Raw genomic sequence first — 21,540 nt, forward strand, 5'->3', positions numbered from 1 at the left:
TTTCATCGCCGGCGGGTCCGGCCTAGGGTGTCTCAACGACGGAAGGAGACATTCCATGAGCTTTCAAAATCCCGTTTTCATCCCGGGTCCGACCAACATCCCCGAGAGCCTGCGCAAAGCCTGCGACATGCCGACGATCGACCACCGCTCGCCGCTGTTTGGTCAGATCCTGCATCCGGCCCGCGACGGCGTGCGCAAGGTTCTGAAAAGCGAAACCGCCGAAGTTTTCATCTTCCCCTCCTCCGGCACCGGCGGCTGGGAAACGGCGCTGAGCAATACGCTGTCGGCAGGCGATACCGTGCTTGCGGCGCGCAACGGCATGTTCAGCCACCGCTGGATCGACATGTGCCAGCGCCACGGGCTTGATGTGCAGATCGTCGAGACCCCTTGGGGCGCGGGCCTGCCCGCCGACCGCTATGAGGAGATCCTGAGCGCCGATAAAGCCCACAAGATCAAGGCGGTGCTGGCCACTCATAACGAGACCGCAACCGGCGTGAAATCCGACATCGCCGCCGTGCGCCGCGCCTTGGATGCCGCTGGCCACCCGGCACTGTTGTTTGTGGATGGCGTCAGCTCCATCGCCTCGATGGATTTCCGCATGGACGAATGGGGCGTCGACGTGGCCGTCACCGGCTCGCAAAAGGGATTTATGCTGAGCGCGGGCCTCGCCATCGTCGGCTTCAGCCCCAAGGCGATGGAGGCGACCAAGACCGCCCAGCTGCCGCGCACCTTCTTTGACGTGCATGACATGGCCAAGGGCTATGCCAACAACGCCTATCCCTACACGCCCGCCGTGGGTCTGATGAACGGGCTCAATGAATCCTGCAAGATGCTGCTGGCCGAAGGGCTGGAGAACGTCTTTGCCCGCCACCACCGCATCGCCGAAGGGGTGCGCGCCGCCGTCGGCGCCTGGGGGCTGGAGCTCTGCGCCGCGTCGCCGGAGGTCTATTCCGACACCGTCAGTGCCATCCGCACCCCCGAAGGGTTCAACGCCACCGATATCGTCACCCATGCCGCCGACAAATACGGCGTCGCCTTTGGCGTGGGCTTGGGCGAGGTCGCGGGCAAGGTGTTCCGCATCGGCCACCTCGGCAGCCTGACCGATGTGATGGCGCTCTCCGGCATTGCCACCGCCGAGATGTGCATGGTCGACCTCGGCCTTGATATCCAACTCGGCTCCGGTGTTGCGGCAGCGCAGGACTATTATCGCGGCAATGCGGCCTCGGCGCAGCAGGACGCCGCGTGATGAAGGACAGCGCGATGTATATCCCCACCTATGAGGACATGCTGGCGGCGCATGAGCGGATTGCCCCGCACATCCGCCGCACGCCGATCCGCACCTCGGCCTATCTGAACGAGCTGACCGGGGCGGAGCTGTTCTTCAAATGCGAGAACTTTCAGGAGCCGGGCGCCTTCAAGGTGCGCGGCGCCAGCAACGCGGTCTTTGGTCTGGATGAGGCGCAGGCGGCCAAGGGCGTGGCGACGCATTCCAGTGGCAACCATGCCTCCTGCCTGTCCTATGCGGCGATGCTGCGGGGCATTCCCTGCAACGTGGTGATGCCGCGCACCGCGCCGCAAGCCAAGAAGGACACCGTGCGCCGCTATGGTGGCAAGATCACCGAATGCGAGCCCTCCACCTCGTCGCGCGAGGAGACCTTTGCCCGCGTGCAGGCCGAAACCGGCGGCGATTTTGTGCATCCCTACAACGACCCGCGTGTGATCGCGGGCCAGGGCACCTGCGCGAAGGAGTTCGTGGAACAGACCGATGGGCTTGATTTTGCGCTCGCTCCGATCGGCGGCGGTGGCATGATCTCTGGCACCTGCCTGACCCTGTCGACGCTGGCGCCCGAGACCAGGATCATCGCGTCCGAGCCCGAGCAGGCCGATGACGCCTATCGCAGCTTCAAGGCAGGCCACATCATCGCCGATGACGCGCCCAAGACCATCGCCGACGGGCTGCTGGTGCCGCTGAAGGATCTGACCTGGCATTTTGTGTCGAACCACGTGTCCGACATCCTGACCGCCTCCGACCCCGAGATTATCGACGCGATGAAGCTGATCTGGAAGCACCTGCGCGTGGTGATGGAGCCCTCCTCTGCCGTGCCCCTCGCCACCATCCTGAAAAACCCCGATGTGTTCAAAGGCAAACGCGTCGGCATCATCATCACCGGCGGCAATGTCGACCTCGACAAGCTGCCCTGGACCCTGTGAGACCCAGTAAGGGAGTGACCAAAATGAATGCACCCGTGAATTTCGACAATCTCGAAGTTGGCTATGACGTCCCTGCCCTGCCCGGCATGGACGAAGCCGACATCCAGACCCCCTGCCTGGTGCTGGATCTGGACGCGCTGGAGCGCAACATCAAGAAGATGGGCGACTATGCCAAGGCGCATGGCATGCGGCATCGCGTGCACGGCAAGATGCACAAATCGGTGGATGTGGCCAAGCTACAGGAATCGCTGGGCGGCGCGGTGGGTGTCTGCTGCCAGAAGGTCTCCGAGGCCGAAGTCTTTGCCCGCGGCGGCATCAAGGACGTGCTGGTCTCCAACCAGGTGCGGGACGCGGCCAAGATCGACCGTCTGGCGCGGCTGCCGAAACTGGGCGCGCGCACCATCGTCTGCGTCGATGACATCGCCAATGTGGCGGATCTGTCGGCAGGCGCGCAAAAGCACGGCACCGAGATCGAGTGCTTTGTTGAGATCGACTGCGGCGCGGGGCGTTGCGGTGTCACCACCACCGAAGCCGTGGTCGAGATCGCGCAAGCCATCGATGCGGCAGCAGGCCTGAAGTTCACCGGCATCCAAGCCTATCAGGGCGCCATGCAGCACATCGACAGCTACGAGGGCCGCAAGGAGAAACTCGACATCGCCATCGCGCAGGTGACCGAGGCCGTCGAGGCGCTGAAAGCTGCGGGCCTGGAGCCCGAACTGGTCTCCGGCGGCGGCACCGGCTCTTACTACTTCGAGAGCAACTCCGGCGTTTTCAACGAGTTGCAGTGCGGCTCTTACGCCTTCATGGACGCGGATTATGGCCGTATCCTCGACAAGGACGGCAACCGCATCGACCAGGGCGAATGGGAGAACGCGTTCTTCATCCTGACCCAGGTGATGAGCCACGCAAAAGCCGACAAGGCGATCTGCGACGCGGGCCTGAAGGCACAATCGGTGGACAGCGGTCTGCCCTTCATCTTTGGCCGCACGGATGTGGAATACGTCAAATGCTCCGACGAGCATGGCGTGATTGCCGACCCCGACGGCGTGCTCAAGGTCGGCGAGAAGCTGAAGCTGGTGCCGGGCCACTGCGACCCCACCGCCAATGTGCACGACTGGTACGTCGGCGTGCGCGGCGGCAAGGTCGAGACCCTGTGGCCGGTGTCGGCGCGCGGCAAGGCCTACTGACGATCAACCCCGAACTGGCGGAGGTGCGCATCGCCGCCCTCCGCCGACTTTTTATTTGCCCCGCGACCCCAACAAGCGGGTCGCGCCCAAGCCTGGGTGGGTGCGCAAGCGCCTGCCCGTGGGGAGGGTCGGGCGCGGCCCGGGCACACAGCCCGCGCCAGACGAATGGAGACATCCCATGTATATCGTTCCCGAACGGGCGATTGCCGACCTGATGACGCGCAAGGCCGCCTTTGATGCGGTGGAACAGGTCTTTGCCGCCATGGCCGCCGGTGACGCCTACAACTTTCCGGTGGTGCGCGAGGCCATCGGTCATGAAGACGCGCTCTACGGCTTCAAGGGCGGCTTTGACCGCGCCGGCCTGTCGCTGGGGCTGAAGGCCGGCGGCTACTGGCCCAACAACCTGGAAAAGCGCGGGCTGATCAACCATCAGTCTACCGTTTTCCTGTTTGACCCCGACACCGGCAAGGTGCGCGCGATGGTCGGCGGCAACCTCTTGACCGCGCTACGCACGGCGGCGGCGTCTTCGGTCTCGATCAAGCACCTTGCGCGCGAGGATGCCAAGGTGATCGGCATGATTGGCGCCGGGCATCAGGCCAAGTTCCAGCTGCGTGCCGCGCTGGAGCAACGCGAGTTTGAAAAGGTGATCGGCTGGAACCTGCATCCCGAAATGCTGGCGAACCTCGAAGAGGTCGCAACCGAGGCGGGACTTCCGTTTGAGGCGGTGGAGCTAGATGGTCTGAAAGAGGCGGATGTGATCATTTCCATCACCTCCTCCTTTGATGCCATCCTCAAGGCCGATCAGGTCAGCCCCGGCACTCACATTGCCTGCATGGGCACCGACACCAAAGGCAAGCAGGAGGTTGATCCCCAGCTGCTGGTGCGCGCCGATGTCTTCACCGACGAGGTGGCGCAGTCCATTTCCATCGGCGAGGCGCAGCACGCGGTGGCGCAGGGGCTGATTGCCGAAGCCGATGTGGCGCAGCTCGGCGCGGTCATCAACGGTGCCCACCCGGGCCGGACCTCGGCCGAACAGATTACCCTCTTTGACGGCACCGGCGTCGGTCTTCAGGATCTGGCCGTGGCCTCCTCGGTCGTTGAACTCGCGGTCAAGCAGGGCATCGCCATCGAGGTGGATTTCTGATCTCGACCCGGCGTCAAAGCACCACCACTCACAAAAACGCCCCGCAGATCTGCGGGGCGTTTTTGTGTGCTTCAGGCCGGATCGGCGCGCGGCGCCTCAAGCCCTTGCAGATAGGCCTGCCCCCGGCTGGTGATGAAATCCACCAACAGCCTGACTTTGGGATCCTGGAATTTCTTGTGCGGGTAAAGACAGCCAAATGTCGCCGGGATCGGATGCGCCTCGGGCAGGATTTCCACCAGCGCGCCGCTGCGCAGTGCCTGCGCCACCTCGAACCGCGGCTTGTTGATGATGCCGCGCCCGTCCAGCGCCCAGTTCAGCAGCACATCGCTGTCATCGGCGTCATATTTGCCCTTCACCTCGAATTTGCGAAAGCCGGACCTGGTGTTCAGGGTCCAGTAGTATTCCGGCGAGCGCGGGTAGCGCAGCAGCAGGCAATTGTGCCCCTTCATCAGCTCTTCGGGCGCCTCTGGCGTGCCGAACCGCTCCAGATAGGCGGGCGCGGCGCAGAGCACCCGGTCACAGGTGGCGATCTTGCGCATTTTCAGGCTGGAATCATGCGGATTGCCCACAAAAAAAGCCACATCGATGCCGTCGGCCAGAATATCCACCTTGCGGTCCGACATCCGCATGCGCACCTCGATATCGGGATGCGCCTCGACAAAATCCGGCACCAGGGGCGCGATGATGCGCCGCCCGGCGGCGAGTGGCGCGGTCACCCGCAGCGTGCCGCGCGGTGCCCCGGAGAATTGCGCCACCACGGTTTCGGCCTCGTCCACGGCGCTCAGGATGCGCAGCGCTTCCTTGTAGAACTCGCTGCCCACCTCGGTCGGGGTCAGCGATCGGGTGGTGCGATTGAACAGCCGCACGCCCAGATGCTGCTCCAGTTCCTTGATTCGTTTGCTTGCCACAGCCGGAGTCAGACGCAGGTCGCGCCCGCCGGACGTGATGCTGCCCAGCTCCACCACCCGGCAGAACACCCGAAGGCTCTCAAGATACGCCATTATAAGCCATTCAAAATCCTCAACACTTGCGCCGAAGCCCAGTATACATGCACGCTCGGCCGGCTTCTTTCAACGATCTGTTGAAAGTATTTCGCAAAGCCCACCATATTTCGAGGCAGTCAGAAACAGTAAACTCCCGACACTCCTGACAATCAGGAGCAGGAATTGGGAGGGCAAATGGCTCAGCAGAACGATATTCGCTTTCTTCTGAATGGTGAGGAAAAGACCGTCACGGATGTGAAGGCAACGCTCACGCTTCTGGACTATCTGCGGATCGAACAGCGGCTGACCGGCACCAAGGAAGGCTGCGCCGAGGGTGACTGCGGCGCCTGCACGGTTCTGGTCGGACGTCTGCACCAGGGCCAGCTGCATTATGAGACGGTGAATGCCTGCATTCGATTTCTGGCCTCGCTCAACGGGTGCCACATTGTCACCATCGAACACCTCTCCGGCCCCATGGGCCGCCTGCACCCGGTGCAGCAGGCCATGGTCGACTATCACGGCAGCCAGTGCGGCTTTTGCACGCCGGGCTTTGTGATGTCGCTCTATGCGCTGTGGATGGGCAATCCGGAGCCGTCGATGCAGCAGGTCGAGACTGCCATCCAGGGCAACCTCTGCCGCTGCACCGGGTATGAGCCGATTGTTCGGGCCGCGATGGCCGTCACCCAATACGGCTCCCCGGCGCATGACCATCTGACCCGGGAGCGCACGGATGTGACCGCGCGGCTGATGGCGCTGCAGCCCAGAACGCGCATTACCACAGGCCCCGAAGACGACCGCGCAATCCTGCCGCTGGATGTGGCGGATCTGGCAAAGGTGCTGGCCGACACCCCCAAGGCGACCATTGTAGCTGGTTCCACCGACGTGGGACTGTGGGTCACCAAATTCATGCGCCCCATTTCGCCGGTGGTGTTCATCACCCATCTCGAGGGCCTGAAGTCCATTGACCTGACTGATGACGCGCTGACCATCGGTGCTGGCGTCACCTATTCCGAGAGCGAGGCCGCGATCCGCGAGGCCTTCCCGCATCTCGGCGAATATTGGGACCGCATCGCCGGCTGGCAGGTGCGCAACATGGGCACCATCGGCGGCAATATCGCCAATGGCTCGCCGATCGGGGACACGCCGCCGGTGCTGATCGCCCTCGGCGCCGAGGTCATGCTGCAAAGCACCCGTGGCACCCGCATCCTGCCGCTGGAAGATTTCTTTATCGACTATGGCAAACAGGACCGCGAGGCGGGTGATTTTGTCGCCGCCATTCGCATTCCGCGCGGCCAGCCGGGTCAGAACGATGCTGCCTACAAGATCTCCAAACGCCGCGACGAGGATATTTCCTCGGTGGCCGCCGGGATCAGCGTCACCGTCAGTGATGGCATCATCACCGCCGCTCGTCTGGCGTTTGGCGGCATGGCTGCGACCCCGAAACGGGCAGCGCATGCCGAAGCCACGCTGGTCGGGCAGCCCTTCACCACAGAGACATTCGATGCTGCCGCCCGGGCGCTGGCGCAGGATTTCCAGCCGCTGACGGACTGGCGCGCCACGGCCGAGTACCGCCTGACCGTCGCAGCCAACCTTTTGCGCCGGTTCCAGCTGGAACATGACACCACTCAGGACGCACCGGTGCGTCTGGCCATCGCGTGAGGGAGGACGGGACCATGAAAGATCTGAACAACACCGCCGAGATCAAGGGCGCCGCCCATCAGGACCTCAAGCACGACAGCGCCATCAAGCAGGTGCAGGGCCGGGCCGATTATACCGATGACATTGCCGAACCCGCAGGCACCCTGCACGCCTATCTTGGTGTGTCCACCGTGGCCCATGCCAACATCCGCGGCATGGATCTGACCCGCGTGCGCTCTGCGCCGGGCGTGGTGACCGTGCTGACCGCCGAGGACATCCCCGGCGTCAACGATGTCAGCCCTACCGGCAAACATGACGAGCCGGTGTTCCCGACCGAGAAGGTGGAATTCCACGGCCAGCCGCTGTTTGCGGTGATCGCCGAGAGCCGCGATGCGGCCCGCCGCGCGGCGGAACTGGCCGATGTCGACTATGAGGTGCTGCCCCACGCGCTGGATGCGATTTCGGCCCGCGACGCTGGCATGCCGATGGTCACCGACCCGCTGAAGCTGGAGCGCGGCGATGTGGAGACTGGTCTGGCCGAAGCGCCGCACCGTGTGCAGGGCCGCGTCACTGTCGGCGGGCAGGATCACATGTACCTCGAGGGGCATATCGCCTTTGCCATTCCCGGCGAGGATGACGATGTGATCGTGCATTGCTCCACCCAGCACCCGAGCGAGGCGCAGCATATGGTGTCTCATGTGCTGGGCGTGCCGTCGAATGCGGTGGTGGTGAACGTGCGTCGCATGGGCGGCGGGTTTGGCGGCAAGGAAAGCCAGATGAACCTGTTCTGCGCCGTTGCGGCCCTTGGCGCCAAGAAGCTGAACCGCCCGGTGAAAATCCGCCCCGACCGCGATCAGGACATGACCGCAACCGGCAAGCGGCATGACTTTGTGATCGACTATGATCTCGGCTTTGACGCCGAGGGGCGCATCACGGCGGTGGACAGCCAGTTTGCGGCGCGCTGCGGCTATTCCTCTGATCTGTCCGGCCCCGTCACCGACCGGGCCCTGTTCCACGCCGACAACGCCTATTTCTATCCGCATGTCCGCCTGACCTCCTGCCCGCAGAAGACCAACACCGTGTCCAACACCGCGTTTCGCGGCTTTGGCGGCCCGCAGGGTGTGGTCGCGGCGGAACGGATGATCGAGGAAATCGCCTATGCGCTCGGCAAGGACCCGCTGGAGGTGCGCAAGGCCAATTTCTACGGCCAACCCGGCGATGGCCGCACCCTCACCCCCTATCATCAGGAGGTGGAGGACAATGTGATCGGTCGCATTGTCGAGGAGCTGGAAGAGAGCAGTGACTATCAGGCCCGCCGCGCGGAGATCATCGCCGAGAATGCCAAGGGCGGCATCATCCGTCGTGGCATCGCACTGACGCCGGTGAAATTCGGCATCTCCTTCACCGCCACCTGGTACAATCAGGCGGGTGCGCTGATCCACATCTACAATGACGGCTCGATCCATCTGAACCACGGGGGCACCGAGATGGGTCAGGGTCTGAACACCAAGGTCGCGCAAGTGGTGGCCGAGGCGTTCCAGGTTGATTTCGACCGCATCAAGATCACCAAGACCACCACGGAAAAAGTCCCGAACACCTCGGCCACGGCGGCCTCCTCCGGGTCCGACCTCAACGGTATGGCAGCACTGGATGCCTGCCAACAGATCAAGACGCGGCTGGTCAAATTTGCTGCCGAGAGCCGGGGTGTGGCCGAAAGTGCGGTCTGCTTTGGCCCCAACCACATTCGCATCGGCGAGGAGGTGGTGGACTTTGCCACCTTCATCCGCGAGGCCTATATGGCGCGGGTGCATCTGTCGGCGGCGGGCTTTTACAAGACGCCCAAGATCCACTGGGACCGCGCGGCGGGCAAGGGACGGCCGTTCTACTATTACGCCTATGGCGCGTCCTGCTCGGAGGTCGCCATCGACACGCTCACCGGCGAATACCGGGTGGAGCGCACCGACATCCTGCATGACGTGGGCCGCTCGCTGAACCCGGTGCTGGACAAGGGCCAGGTTGAGGGCGCGTTCATCCAGGGCATGGGCTGGCTCACCACAGAGGAACTGTGGTGGGATGATGCAGGGCGCCTGCGCACCCATGCGCCCTCGACCTACAAGATCCCGCTGGCCTCGGATCGGCCGCGCAGCTTCAACGTGAAGCTCGCCGACTGGTCGGAAAACCGCGAGATGACCATCAAACGCTCCAAAGCCGTGGGCGAGCCGCCCTTCATGCTGGGGATCTCGGTGCTGGAGGCGCTGTCGATGGCGGTGGCTTCGGTTGCCGACTATCGCGAGTGCCCGCGTCTTGAGGCACCCGCCACGCCCGAACGCGTGCTGATGGCCGTCGAACGGCTGAAGGCCGGAGGGTGAGGCCATGCAGGCAGAGCGGCTTCGCCAGTTTCTCGACGCGCCCGGCCCGGTGGCCAGCCTGCGGCTGACGCGGGTGCGGGGGTCCTCGCCGCGCAACATGGGCACGGAGATGTATGTGCGCGCCGAAAGCCTGTTTGGCACTATCGGCGGCGGCCAGCTGGAGCATCTCGCCATCGCGTCGGCGCGGGATTTGCTGGCGGCGGGGAACCTGTCGCACCACATGGATGTGCCGCTTGGCCCCGAGATCGGCCAATGCTGCGGCGGGCGGGTGGAGATCGCCCTCACACGGATGAGCACCAGCGACAAGGAGGCCGCCCTGCGCGAAGCAGAGGCACAGGACGCGGCGTTGCCCGCCGTCTATATCCTCGGCGCAGGCCATGTGGGGCGCGCACTTGCGGATCTGTTCCAGCACATGCCAGTGCGCGCGGTGCTGATCGATCAACGCGAGGAGGAACTGGACCAGTCCCACGCGCAGGTCGAGCGCCGCCAGAGCGCAATCCCCGAAATCGACGTGATGAACGCGGCCCCCGGCAGCGCCTTCATCGTGCTGACCCATGACCACGGGCTTGATTTCCTGCTGACCTCTGCCGCCCTGCAACGGGGCGATGCAGCCTATGTCGGCATGATCGGCTCTGCCACCAAGCGGGCGAAATTCGCCAGCTGGACCCAAGACCACTGCGACGGGCTCTCTGTCGCAGATCTGATCTGCCCCATCGGGGCAGGCGGTAGCCGCGACAAGCGGCCAGCCGTGATCGCCGCACAGGTTGCGGCAGAAGTGATCACGGCGCTGACCTCTGAAACTGCCGCATGTCACCCCGAATTCGGGGAGGCTGTGTCGCATCTCGCGGCGCAGTAACGCATCACCGGTTGCTGTGGCGGGAGGAGTTACCAGCCACATCTGCCGGGCTACCAAGGGAGGTCCCCATGAGGGATGGGAGCTATAGCTACAAGCTGTTTCACCGCAGCGACTTCAGCGCGTTCTGGGCGCTGTTCACCGACAATCTGATCAACCTGATGGTGCTGGCCGGCATTTGCCAGTTCGTCTTTCAGATGCCTGCCGAGATCGTTTATGGCCGCATCGTGCCCGGTGCGGCAGTGGCGATCTTGGCCGGGATCGCGGTCTATGTTGCGCTGGCAAAGCGCGCGGCGGCGCAACACGGGCGTGACGTGACCGCCCTGCCCTACGGCATTTCGACGCCGGTGATGTTTGTCTATCTGTTTGGCGTGATCGGGCCGATCTACTGGGCCACCAATGATCCGCTGCTGGCCTGGCAGGTGGGCATCGGCGCCGGCTTCATGGGCGGCATCGTCGCCGCCCTGGGCGCTGTCATCGGTCCCTGGCTCAAACGCGTGACCCCGCGCGCGGGCATGCTCGGCACGCTCTGCGGCATTGCGCTGGTGTTCATCGGTTCGGTGCCGCTGGCCACCGTGTTTGAAAACCCGTTTATCGGCTTTGCTTCGATGATCATCATCCTCTGGGGTCTCGTGGGCCGCTTCCGCCTGCCCTACAACATCCCCGCCGGCCTGCTGGCGCTGATCGTCGGCACCGTGGTGGCGCTGGCGCTTGGCACCTCGACCATCAACGTCGAAGGGATCGGCTTCTATCCGCCGCTGCCCTATGTCGGCGACCTGATTGCAGGTATCCAGTACCTGTTCGCCAACCCGGAGCTGTTCCTGGTGCTGGTGCCGGTGCAGATCTACAACTTCATCGAGACCATGAACAACGTCGAGAGCGCCGAAAGCGCCGGCGACCACTATCCGGTGGCCACCTGCCAGATCACCGACGGGGTCGGCACCATGATCGGTGCGGTCTTCGGCTCGCCCTTCCCGACCACCGCCTATATCGGCCACCCGGCCTATAAACGCATGGGCGCGCATGCGGGCTATATCATCGGCGTTGGCACGGTCATTCCGCTGGCGGCGATCTTCGGCCTGCTGGCTTTCCTCAACAACCTGATCCCGGTGGCTGCTGCCGCACCGGTGCTGGTCTTTGTGGCGCTGAGCCTGATCACCAACACCGCCCATTCGGTCAAGACCGAGCATATGGCCGCCGTCACCATCGCGATGATGCCGCATGTCTCGGCCTTCCTGATGGTGAAATGGGGCTCTCTCATCGGGGCGCTCGGCGCGGTGGGCGTTGCGGGCGTGCCGCAGCTGGGCGATGAGGCGCTGACCGCGGCGCTGTTGCAGCAGGGCGCGCATTTCAGTGGCCACCTGTCGCTGTCTCAAGGCGCGATCCTCACCGGGCTGATCTGGGGTGCGATCGTCGCCAGCGTCATCGACGGCAATTTCCGCAACGCGGGTGGTTTTGCCCTGGCGGCGGCGGCGATGTCGGCGCTTGGCATCATCCATGGCGCCAGCCTGCACTGGCCGGAGCTGACCAGCGTCTCCGGTGGCTACCTGATCGCGGCCGCCTTCCTGTTCATCTACCCGCTGTTTCACAAGGATGAGCATCCGACCAACAAGAACGTAGTGGTCGAAGACCCCAAGGCGCACCCGGCGGAGTAACAGATCGCCCCACCTTTAGCTGAAATCTGTCAGGGCCATTCCCGAAAGGGGGTGGCCCCACTTTGTTTCACACAGCTGCGACACGCCCCGCGCCATGCCGCCCGAACGGTGTGGCGCGCTTCCAAGTGCTGAATTCGAGAAAATCGACTCGGCACGACGGACCCCCTTGACGTTTGCGGTCATTAATTGACAAAAACACTCTGAATAACAAATCGGCCCCCGCCGAGACCAAAATACTGGAGGAGATCCCTATGATCGCGTCAACGCTCAAAGCGACAACATGCCTGGTGGTTGCCAGCTTTATCGGCACGGCTGCCATGGCCAGCGACGCCTACGGCCCGTTCCCGGTCACGGTGAAAGGCTACAGCGGCGACGCCGAAAACTCGGTGTCCTATTCCGGGCAGGTGGCCCGTCACGTGTTGCACGACAGCCTGAAAAAACTCGCAGGCAAGGGCGATGGTGGCAACAATGCCGCGCAGCTCGAAGCAATGCTGCTGGCCTATTTCGAAGGCTCCGAGGAGGATCTGGAGATCATCGCCCCCGCTTCGAAAGACGGCTTCCCGGTCAAGCAGTCCACCGTGAACGAGATTTCGTCGGGCAAGAACATCGCGGGCAAATTCTACAGCGGCGCCATGCTGGCCTGGCCTGGCAACAAATCCGGCGTCGAGGTTGCGCGCGACATGATTCGCCACGCCGCGGCCGCGGAACAGGGCTATGACGCGGTCAACGGCTACGACTGGGCACAGTTGATCTCCAAGTTCACGCTGGGCGCAATGGCCTACAATCAGGCCGTCGACAACTACCTGGACGAAAAACTGGACGCCGACACCAAACCCAACGATCAGCCCTATTCTGAAGGCGCTGCCTACACGGGCAAGGAGCATTCCTGGGACGAGGCCTTCGGCTATTTCGGCGCCCCGGCGCATACCGCCAGCCTGAGCCCACAGCAAGCCTATGCGATCGCCAAGCAAACCGATCTCGCGGCGGCCGATGCCAATGGTGACGGGGTTGTCGACCTGAAGACGGAAATGGTCTTTGGCCCGGCCTATTATGCCGCTGGCGCCGACAAGGGGGGCACCAAATCCACCAGCTATCTGCAAACCATCTTTGCCGCCTTCCGCGACGGGCGCGCCCTGATCGCCTCTGCCGAGGGCGAGGCGCTGACCGACGCGCAGCGCAACGAGCTCAAATCCTATGCCGAGGTGATCGAAAGCAACTGGGAAAAGGTCATCGCAGAGGCCGTCTTCAAATATGCAGGCTCTGTCTACAATGACCTCGAAGCGCTGAAATCCGACGCATCGGACGAAAAAGCGCTGCGTGCCTACGTGAAGCATTGGGGCGAGCTGAAGGGCTTCAGCATGGCGCTTCAGTCGGGCAAGAACAACCTTGGCGCGACCGCCTTTGACCTGAACTGGCTGGTCGGATTCGGCCCGGCCATGCCCGATGGCAAGATGGTGTCGGACATCGACGCCCACGGCAATTTCCTGCGCGAGCGCGAGATGTCCTTTGAGGATTACCAGGTCAACATGCTGAAGGTCCAAAAGGCCATGATCGACACCTTCGGCATCGAATCCCGCGCCAATGACGCCACAGCCGGACTGGCGGATCTGGCTAAAAAGCTCGGCACCAACGCATCGGCAGAATCCGACTGATCACAGCCTCTCCCATGCGGCGCAGATGCCGCCGCATGGGACACCGGCGTGCTGGACGGCATCCGCGCCCGCACCGGAACGCGCCTGCGTGAGCGCGCCGTGCCATAAGCCCAAGGAGTTGCATCGTGGAGTTTCTCGGTCATCTCGGCGACGTCTTTTCGGATTTTCACGATCCGAAGAAACGCATCTTTGTCGGCTATCTTCTGGCCGCGATCCTGATCGCGATCCTGTGGCTGGTGACCGTGCGCCGATGCTCGTTCCGGGACGCGCTGCAAAAGGTGTTTGATCGCAGCATTCTGTGGTCCGCCTCGGCACGGGCCGATTACAAGATCTTTGTGATCAACAGGATTTTCACGCTGTTCATCTCGCCGCTGCTGCTGTCGCAGCTGGCGATTGCCACCGCCGTCTATTATCTGCTGCTCGACCTGCCCGTGCTGCATCGCGAGCTGTTTTCGGACGCCCCCGTGGCGCTCGTGACCGTGCTGTTCACCGTCACCATCTTTCTGATGGACGATCTCACCAAATACGTCCTGCATCGCATGATGCACCGATGGCCGTTGCTGTGGGCGATCCACAAGGTCCATCATTCCGCCGAGACGATGACCCCCGTGACCGTCTATCGCGTGCACCCGCTGGAGGGCGTGCTCTACGCGTTCCGGACCGCCTTTGTGCAGGGCAGCGTCATGGCCAGCTTTCTGTTCCTGTTCGGCCCGAGCGTCGATCTGGTGACGGTGCTCGGGGTCAGCGTTTTCTCTTTTGTGTTTCATGTCGCCGGTTCGAACCTGCGACATTCCCATATCTCGATCAGATACTGGCCCTGGCTGGAACATCTTCTGATTTCCCCGGCGCAGCACCAGATCCATCATTCCAGCGCCAAGCGCCACTACGACAAGAACTTTGGCGTTGCCTTTGCGCTGTGGGACTGGCTGTTCGGGTCGCTGCATCTGTCCGAACCCGATACAGAGCTGACGTTCGGCCTGTCGCAGACCGAGGCGCATGCCTCCGACATCCGCAATATATACCTGCGTCCCTTTGCCGACATGTATGCCGTCATTCGGCGCCGCCTGCCGCGGCGACGCCCGCGCGCAACCGCGGCGGTGAAATCCCAACGCTGATCGCGGAATAGCCGATTTCCAGCCCCTCGGGGATCGCGCCCCAGTGTCCCCGGGTCGGCAACACGCCGCGTATTCGCGGCGCGATGGCAAAATTTCCCCGCCGCGAAGGCCCCATCCCCCCTTGACCCTGAGGCTGAAGCCCATAGGTTCGGATACAACTTTTAGGGTTTTGCTTTATGAATGTTTTTGTCCAGGACGCCCGGCTTGGGCGGTTCAACACTGTTCTTGGTCCGGATGCGCTGGTGCTTCTGCGATTTGACGGCAGCGAGGCGCTGAACGAGCTGTTCGACTTCACCGTCGAGGCACTGGCACCGCGTGATGATCTTGATTTCGACGCGCTGCTGGGCACCCACGCCACCGTGACCCTGGCGGGGGCCGATGGGCCGGTGCCCTTTGACGGGATCATCACCGAAGTGCGCTGGCGCGGTCCCGGCGAGAACGGCTGGCGCTATGACCTGCGCTTGCAACCGTGGATCTGGCTCGCCGACAAACGGCGCAACCAGCGTATCTTTCACAACAAGACGGTTGTGGAGATCCTTCAGGAGCTGTTGGCGGATTACGCCCATCTGGGCAGCCCGCATCTGGATGTGGCGCTGACGGCGGATTATCCCGAACTCGAATACACCGTGCAGTACCGCGAAAGCGATCTGGCCTTTGCCCGTCGGCTGATGGAGCGTTTCGGCATTTCCTTCAGCTTCCGCCACGGCGATGGCCAGCACACGCTGGTGCTGAGCGATGATGTCGGCAGCCATGACCGGCTGGCCCAGCGGCCCTATTTCGGCACCGCCGAAAACCGCGGCGTGCAGGGCGAGCATTTCTGGTCCTGGGGACCGGAGCGGCGCCTGACCACCGGCGCCACACGGCTGATGGACTACAACTTCAAGACCCCGATGGCGGCGATGGAATCCGACCGCATGGGGGATGCACAATATGCCGAGGGCCAGATCGAAGCCTATGATTACCCCGGTGACTACCTGGACCTCGGACGCGGCAAAACGGTGGCACAGCTGCGCTGCGAAGAGGAACGCGGCCATGACGCCCGGCACGCGGCGGCCGGCGACATCGTCGGGCTGAAACCAGGCCTGGTGGTGCCCCTGGGCGGCGGCGATGCAGTGCCCGGCGACGGCGGAGAGCATCTCTGCCTCAGCGCGCGCTATTGTTTCGTGAGCCAGGCCTATGGCTCCGTCAGCAGCGATCACAGCCATGACCGCCCCTTCACGGCGCAGTATCGCCTGATGCCGGTAGCCGCCCCGATGGTGCCCCCGCGGATCACGCCGCTGCCCATCGTGCAGGGCCCGCAAACAGCCGTGGTGGTCGGCGAGGGTGAAATCGACTGCGACGAACACGGGCGCATCCTGGTGCATTTCCACTGGGATCTGGAGAAAGCCTATTCGATGCGCTGCCGGGTGAGCCAGAACTGGGCCTCGCAAGGCTGGGGTGGCATGGTGATCCCGCGCATCGGCATGGAGGTGGTGGTCGAATTCCTCGAAGGAGATCCCGACAAACCGCTGGTCACGGGCTGTGTCTACAATGGGCGCAACAAGCCGCCCTACCCCCTGCCCGCGAACAAGACCAAATCGGTGTTCAAGACCGACACCCACAAGGGCAGCGGCTTCAACGAGCTGACCTTCGAGGACGAGCGGGATCAGGAGCTGATCTACATGCACGGCCAGAAGGATCAGGAGATCGTTATCGAAAATGACCGCTCCAAGACCATCGGTCGGGACGAAAGCAACAGCATCGGCCGCGACCGGACACAGACCGTCGGCCAGGATGAAACCATGTCGGTGGGCCGCGACCAGCGCGAGACGATCGGGCAGGATGTGACCTATCAGGTCGGGCGCGACCAACAGGAGAAATACGGCAAGGACCATGTGCATGTGGTGGGCAATATCCACAAGCAGGACATCTATGCCGATCACCTGGTCCAGATCGGCCGCAATCACGAGGAAACCGTGTTCGGGAAATCCACCCTGAACGTGACCGAGTCGATTACCAACAACACCGCCAAGCACACGCTGATGGCATTCGAGAAATTCGTCATCAAGGGCCCCGGTGGCAAGATCACGCTGGATGCATCCGGCATCACCCTCGAAGCGGGCAGCATCAACCTCAAGGGCGCGGTCAGCATGGGCGGCAGTGGCAGTGCCCAGGTTCCGACCTTGCAGAACGCCGCGCGGGACGCCCTGCCCCTGGTTGAAGAATGCCTCAGCCAGAAGGAGTGATCCCAATGTCTGGAGAGCTTGTCGGAGACGTTGCATGCAACCTGTAGCCCGTGTCGGAGACACCCACGCCTGCCCGCGCTGTCGCAAATGCCAGATCGTCAGCGGTGGCAGTGCGGTGATCGATGGCCGCCCGGTTGCGCGGGTCGGCGACAAGACCAGCTGCGGTGCGGTGATTACATCCGGCTCCGGCCAATCCCGCGATGACGGCATGCCGGTGGCCTATGTGGGCTGTTCGACGTCGGTCGGAGGCACCATCGTCAGCGGCTCGCCCAATCACAAGGTTGCGCCCTGACCCGCGATACGGTCGCGCCAGCCGGGACTGACAGCGGCAGCAAGGGCGGCAGCCACTTGGTTCTGCCCCTAGGGCGGAGACAGAGCGGCGGCACACCGGGGCGCTGATGCGCGACGGCGCGCCGCGGCCATCTGTTTCGCCAGAAAGCTCAACACCACCTGGCCCGAACCGCGCGCTGCCATCAAACACCGCTGGCGCAGAAATGCGCCGCTATCGGTTATTGCTTCTAATGTCACGGATGGATAATCTCTGCGGCGGTAAGCTGCCCCGCCGACAACATTCGGCGGTCCAAGGTCATCAGCTCTTTGGGTGACCGTGCAACACAGCACGGTGCCCACATGTCCAATACTCGAAATCCTGCCCCCGCTACAACGCCCCTATCACTCGTCAGGACCGCCCTTCCGATCGGAGCCTTCTATCTGACAGAGATCCTTGTCGGGCTGACTGATCTCGCGGTTGTTGGCGCGCTTGGCACAACCGAACTTGCGGCGGTCGGTCTGGGCAAAACCATCCTGTTGTCCGTGATGGTGATTGGCTTCGCGGTTCTGTCCATAGGGACAGTGCTGATGGCGGAAAAACCAGATCCAGCGCGCTGTGGCGCTGTTGTCTTGGCCTCTGTCGCGCTCATCATCCCGTTCGTCACCGCGGCCATAATCGTCGCACTCGCTTCTGGCGCAGTATTGACAGCGAGCGGATACGACCCCGACCTCATTGGCGCTTTTGATCGCTATGCAAGCATCTTCGCATGGGCCATAGCGCCCGCGCTTCTGCTTGCCGTGCTCAAGAACGTCCTGAACGCCATGGAGATGACGGCTGCAATCACGTGGATCTCTATTGGAATTGTTCTGGGGAACCTCGGGGCAAGTATTGCGCTCGTTCATGGCATTGGTGCGTGGCAAGGGTTTGGTGTGGCGGGCGCTGCCTGGGCGACACTTGGGGTGAACGCCTGTGCCGCGAGTGTGCTTTTGGGGGTCGTGCTCCGCTCGCACCTTGTGAGGGTGAGACGGCTTCGACGCCATGTCATCGCCCGCTTCACGGCTGACATTTTCCGCCTTGGATGGGCGGCTGGCGCGCAACAGGCGCTTGAAAGCGTTCTGTTTATCGTCGTGCTCTATCTCTTGGGGGTTTACTCAACGGTATGGCTCGCCGCCGGAACATTGGTTTTTGCCGTCATGGAACTGAATTACGCCGCGAGCGGTGCATTGGGGGAGGCTCTGGCGGCGCGCATTGCCGCGAACCGTGCCAAAGGACGTGCCATTCTCACTCGGTTGCTTCGCCTTGGCGCAACGGTTGCCGGAGCTGTTGCTGCGTGCCTTGCACTCATTGCCGGAGTATTCGCCGAGGCAACTGTCACGCTTTTCTCAAACTCCGACATATCGACAGAGGCCAGGTTCCTGATGATCAATCTGCTCCGGTGGACTGCTCCATTTTTTGTGTTCGACGCTTCGCAGATCGTCTACATCCATGCGCTGCGCGGGCTACGTCAAACAGTCATGCCGATGCTGCTGAGCACGAGCTGCTACTGGGTTGTCGGACTGGGGGGTGGTCTGTTCCTTGCCGAGGCGGCAAGCTTTGGCGCGCCGGGCGTTTGGATCGGGTTTTGCCTTGGCCTCACCTGTGCAGCCATTTTATTGGCGACACTTGCATTTCGCGCGGCCAGGCATACGGGATGAAGAAGGCTAAGGTGGTACCTGCGATTGCAGACATTGCCTCAGCCGCGGCGCATGGCGGCAGAGCCCCGCCCCCACGCGCAGGTTCGTCACCCTCCGCGACACAGACGCAGGCCAGCCCGCGTTCCAAACCACCCGCGCGTCAGAACGGGATGTGAATGTTCAGGCTGGCCCCATAGGATTCGAAATCCGACGCCCCGATCCCATCGTAGAACCCTTCGACCGCGACTTTTATCCCGCGATCCGGCACCACGAAGGTTGCACCGGCCTCCAGCCGGCCCCGGAAATCCGATTGCGATGACGCCAGCGTGGCGTCCGTCGGATTGGCCCCCTGCAACTTGTTGAAATCATAGATGCCCGAGAACGACAGATAGGGCGACAGCTGCGTGTTCCCGTCCAGGGCCAGCTGCCAGGAAATCCTGGGCCCGAACTCGAACCGCCCCAGGTCGAAGTCCTGCGAGGGGATCACCCGGCCGAGCGTATCCGTGTAGCTTTCCTGCTTTTCATAGTAGTAGGTCAGCCGCGCAAACGGGCTGATCGTGGTGCGCGCATCCAGTTTGAAATCCCCGGTCAGCCCGCCTTGCAACAGGAACCGCTCGGTGTCGAAGTCATCTTCGAACAGCCCAAGCGCATTTACGGTGTTGGAGGATTGCCCATAGGTCGCCGCAACATCGAGATAGAGGTTCTGGTCCAGACGCACCACCACATAGGGCCCGGCCATCCACCCCGTACCACTGGCCGAGGTTCCGGCGGCGCCATTGTCCTCGTCGGTGATATCCAGCTGCCCCATCACCCCCAGTACAACCTTGTCCGACCAGCGGTAGTCTGCGCCCGCAAAGAACAGGCCGGAGCGGCTCTCGAAGTTGCCATTCTCGGTCACCGCATAGGTGCCCTCGGCCCAGAGGTCCCATCCCGAGGCGATCACGGGCGCAGAGGCCGGGGCATCCGCCTCCGCCGTCTCCGATCCGGCAGGGTCCGTGGCGCTGAACCGCAGCGCAGGATCCCGCGCCGCCATGACATCCTCCGCCGCGGCCTCTGCGCCCGCCTCAGCGGTCCGGAGCGACTCGCGCCAGCGCGACCCGTCATTGCGGCGGCGTGCTTCCTCCAGCAGCGCGCGCAGGCTGAAGCGGAAGGTCGCGGATCTGCCGTTTGAGGTTGCGCGCAACCCAAACCCGTTGCGCCCCTGCTGCCGCGCCAACCCGCCTTGCGTCAGTCGCGACACCAGATCCGGTTGATTGGACACGATGGTATTGGCGCGGTTGGAGACAAAGGCCGCAATCACTTCCTGGGTTTTCTGAATATCCGCCTCTGCATCCCGGTCATTGGTGAGCGCAAAACTGACACTGCTGAGACCGGTTGCACTTGCGCTGACATCATAGGAGGTCAGTGCCGATCCACTGGCATAGCTGGACGCCGTATCATTGGCCGTCATGGCAGAGCTGGTCGCCGTGCCGTCAGAGCCGGTGGTGACGGTTTCGGTCCGTGTCCCGGTGCTGGCAAAGACCACCGAAGCCCCGCTCGCCGGCGCGGTAAAGGTCACATCGACCCCTGCAACGCCAGTGCCGCCGCTATCAGTCACCAGCGCGACAAGGGGCGCGGCGAATTGCGCGCCGACCTCGGCCACCTGGCCGGAGCCTGACTGGACCGAAAGCCCGCTGGCCACGCTCTGCGCCGTGCCCGTGACGGAAATGTCAAACGGGTCCTCATCCGCGTCGTCAGAGCCCAGGCTCAGATCAAACCCGTAGGCGCCGCCTGCGATGGCGGTATAGTCCACCTGCAATGTGGTGGTGCCGCCACCGCTGGCAACGCTTGTCGCCGCCAGGGACAGGCTGTCCACCGTCACGTTGTTCTGATTGCTGACGCTGCTGGCCACCGACGGCGCATCAAGGGTCAGAACATCCGTGCCGCTGTTGGTGATGGTATAGGTGACCGACGTGGCGGTGCCGGGGGTTATCGCTCCTGCGATATTGTCGGTGCCGCCATCACTCAGCGCCCCACTGGCCGAGGAGGACACCTCGATTTCCGGCGTCCCGCTCGCGGTCCCGGCCACCGTGATGTTGAACAGGCTTTCATCCGCATCGTCATTGGCCACTTGCAGATCAAAACTATAGGCCCCGCTGGCTTGCGGCGTATAGGAAATCTCAAGCGTCGTGGTGCCACCACCGCTCGCCACCGTATTTGACGCCAGCGTCAAACCGTTCACCACAACGTTGGTTTCGTTGGAAATATTTCCGGCAACGGTCGGTGTCGTGATGTTGAGCGTATCGGAGCCGGAATTGGTGAACGTGTAGGTGATGACATTGGCCGAACCCGCGCTTGGGGTTCCGGGGATCGTATCCGTATCACCGTCCTCCAGAGTGCCCCCGCTCGAGGAGCCGACGCCGATTTCCGCGCTGCCCGTCGCCGTGCCGCTGATCGTCAGGTCATAGGTGCCCTCGTCGGCGTCGTCGCTGTCCACGTCCAGCTCGAAGGAGAACGCCCCCGCCGCCGTTGGCGTATAGGCCACCGTGAAGGTGGTGCTGGCGCTGGCCGCAAGGCTGCTGGTG

General features: G+C 63.2%; 15 protein-coding genes. 13 read left to right on the forward strand and 2 right to left on the reverse strand.

What is annotated here, in order from left to right:
* Positions 1–55 precede the first annotated feature (55 nt).
* The 4 genes from bhcA (at position 56) to bhcD (ending at position 4,542) form a co-directional block, all read left to right on the forward strand.
* A complete protein-coding gene (gene bhcA, locus MHM88_RS07885) occupies positions 56–1,246 on the forward strand; it encodes an L-aspartate--glyoxylate aminotransferase BhcA (RefSeq protein WP_239362429.1) in 1,191 nt (396 codons plus the stop codon).
* Positions 1,246–2,211 (forward strand): beta-hydroxyaspartate dehydratase BhcB, encoded by a 966-nt coding sequence (gene bhcB / locus MHM88_RS07890; RefSeq protein WP_239362431.1) that lies wholly within the window; start codon positions 1,246–1,248, stop codon positions 2,209–2,211. The genes bhcA and bhcB overlap by 1 nt, the downstream gene beginning before the upstream one ends.
* Before the next feature lie 23 nt (positions 2,212–2,234).
* On the forward strand, positions 2,235–3,398 hold the full coding sequence (bhcC, locus tag MHM88_RS07895) for a 3-hydroxy-D-aspartate aldolase BhcC (protein ID WP_239362452.1): 1,164 nt from the start codon (positions 2,235–2,237) through the stop codon (positions 3,396–3,398).
* A 178-nt stretch (positions 3,399–3,576) separates the two neighbouring features.
* Positions 3,577–4,542: an iminosuccinate reductase BhcD gene (gene bhcD / locus MHM88_RS07900; protein ID WP_239362454.1), complete on the forward strand. Its 966-nt coding sequence runs from the start codon at positions 3,577–3,579 to the stop codon at positions 4,540–4,542.
* 71 nt (positions 4,543–4,613) lie between these two features.
* On the opposite strand, the gene MHM88_RS07905 is transcribed toward bhcD, so the two are convergent.
* Positions 4,614–5,543 (reverse strand): LysR family transcriptional regulator, encoded by a 930-nt coding sequence (locus MHM88_RS07905; protein WP_239362467.1) that lies wholly within the window; start codon positions 5,541–5,543, stop codon positions 4,614–4,616.
* 177 nt (positions 5,544–5,720) lie between these two features.
* On the opposite strand from MHM88_RS07905, the gene xdhA reads away from it, so the two are divergent.
* The 9 genes from xdhA (at position 5,721) to MHM88_RS07950 (ending at position 18,997) form a co-directional block, all read left to right on the forward strand.
* Entirely contained in the window at positions 5,721–7,184 is a 1,464-nt protein-coding gene (xdhA, locus tag MHM88_RS07910; RefSeq protein ID WP_239362469.1) for a xanthine dehydrogenase small subunit, read from the forward strand.
* Positions 7,185–7,198: 14 nt separating this feature from the next.
* Complete coding sequence (gene xdhB, locus MHM88_RS07915; RefSeq protein WP_239362471.1) at positions 7,199–9,532, forward strand: xanthine dehydrogenase molybdopterin binding subunit; 2,334 nt, start codon at positions 7,199–7,201, stop codon at positions 9,530–9,532.
* A 4-nt stretch (positions 9,533–9,536) separates the two neighbouring features.
* Positions 9,537–10,388 (forward strand): xanthine dehydrogenase accessory protein XdhC, encoded by an 852-nt coding sequence (xdhC, locus tag MHM88_RS07920; RefSeq protein WP_239362483.1) that lies wholly within the window; start codon positions 9,537–9,539, stop codon positions 10,386–10,388.
* Positions 10,389–10,456: 68 nt separating this feature from the next.
* Complete coding sequence (locus MHM88_RS07925) at positions 10,457–12,040, forward strand: xanthine/uracil/vitamin C permease (RefSeq protein WP_239362486.1); 1,584 nt, start codon at positions 10,457–10,459, stop codon at positions 12,038–12,040.
* A 251-nt stretch (positions 12,041–12,291) separates the two neighbouring features.
* Positions 12,292–13,692 (forward strand): DUF4856 domain-containing protein, encoded by a 1,401-nt coding sequence (locus MHM88_RS07930; protein WP_239362489.1) that lies wholly within the window; start codon positions 12,292–12,294, stop codon positions 13,690–13,692.
* Positions 13,693–13,817: 125 nt separating this feature from the next.
* Positions 13,818–14,807: a sterol desaturase family protein gene (locus MHM88_RS23190; RefSeq protein WP_239362491.1), complete on the forward strand. Its 990-nt coding sequence runs from the start codon at positions 13,818–13,820 to the stop codon at positions 14,805–14,807.
* Positions 14,808–14,983: 176 nt separating this feature from the next.
* Positions 14,984–17,032 carry a type VI secretion system Vgr family protein gene (locus tag MHM88_RS07940; RefSeq protein ID WP_239362493.1) on the forward strand — a complete coding sequence of 683 codons (2,049 nt, stop codon included), beginning with the start codon at positions 14,984–14,986 and terminating at the stop codon, positions 17,030–17,032.
* A 34-nt stretch (positions 17,033–17,066) separates the two neighbouring features.
* Entirely contained in the window at positions 17,067–17,324 is a 258-nt protein-coding gene (locus MHM88_RS07945; protein WP_239320345.1) for a PAAR domain-containing protein, read from the forward strand.
* Positions 17,325–17,662: 338 nt separating this feature from the next.
* Entirely contained in the window at positions 17,663–18,997 is a 1,335-nt protein-coding gene (locus MHM88_RS07950) for an MATE family efflux transporter (RefSeq protein WP_239362494.1), read from the forward strand.
* Positions 18,998–19,136: 139 nt separating this feature from the next.
* Here MHM88_RS07950 and MHM88_RS07955 read toward each other — a convergent pair.
* On the reverse strand, positions 19,137–21,540 hold a 2,404-nt coding region (locus tag MHM88_RS07955), incomplete at its 5' end, for an autotransporter domain-containing protein (protein ID WP_239362495.1).

The sequence above is a fragment of the Epibacterium sp. MM17-32 genome (assembly GCF_022348205.1).
GTDB lineage: Bacteria > Pseudomonadota > Alphaproteobacteria > Rhodobacterales > Rhodobacteraceae > Epibacterium.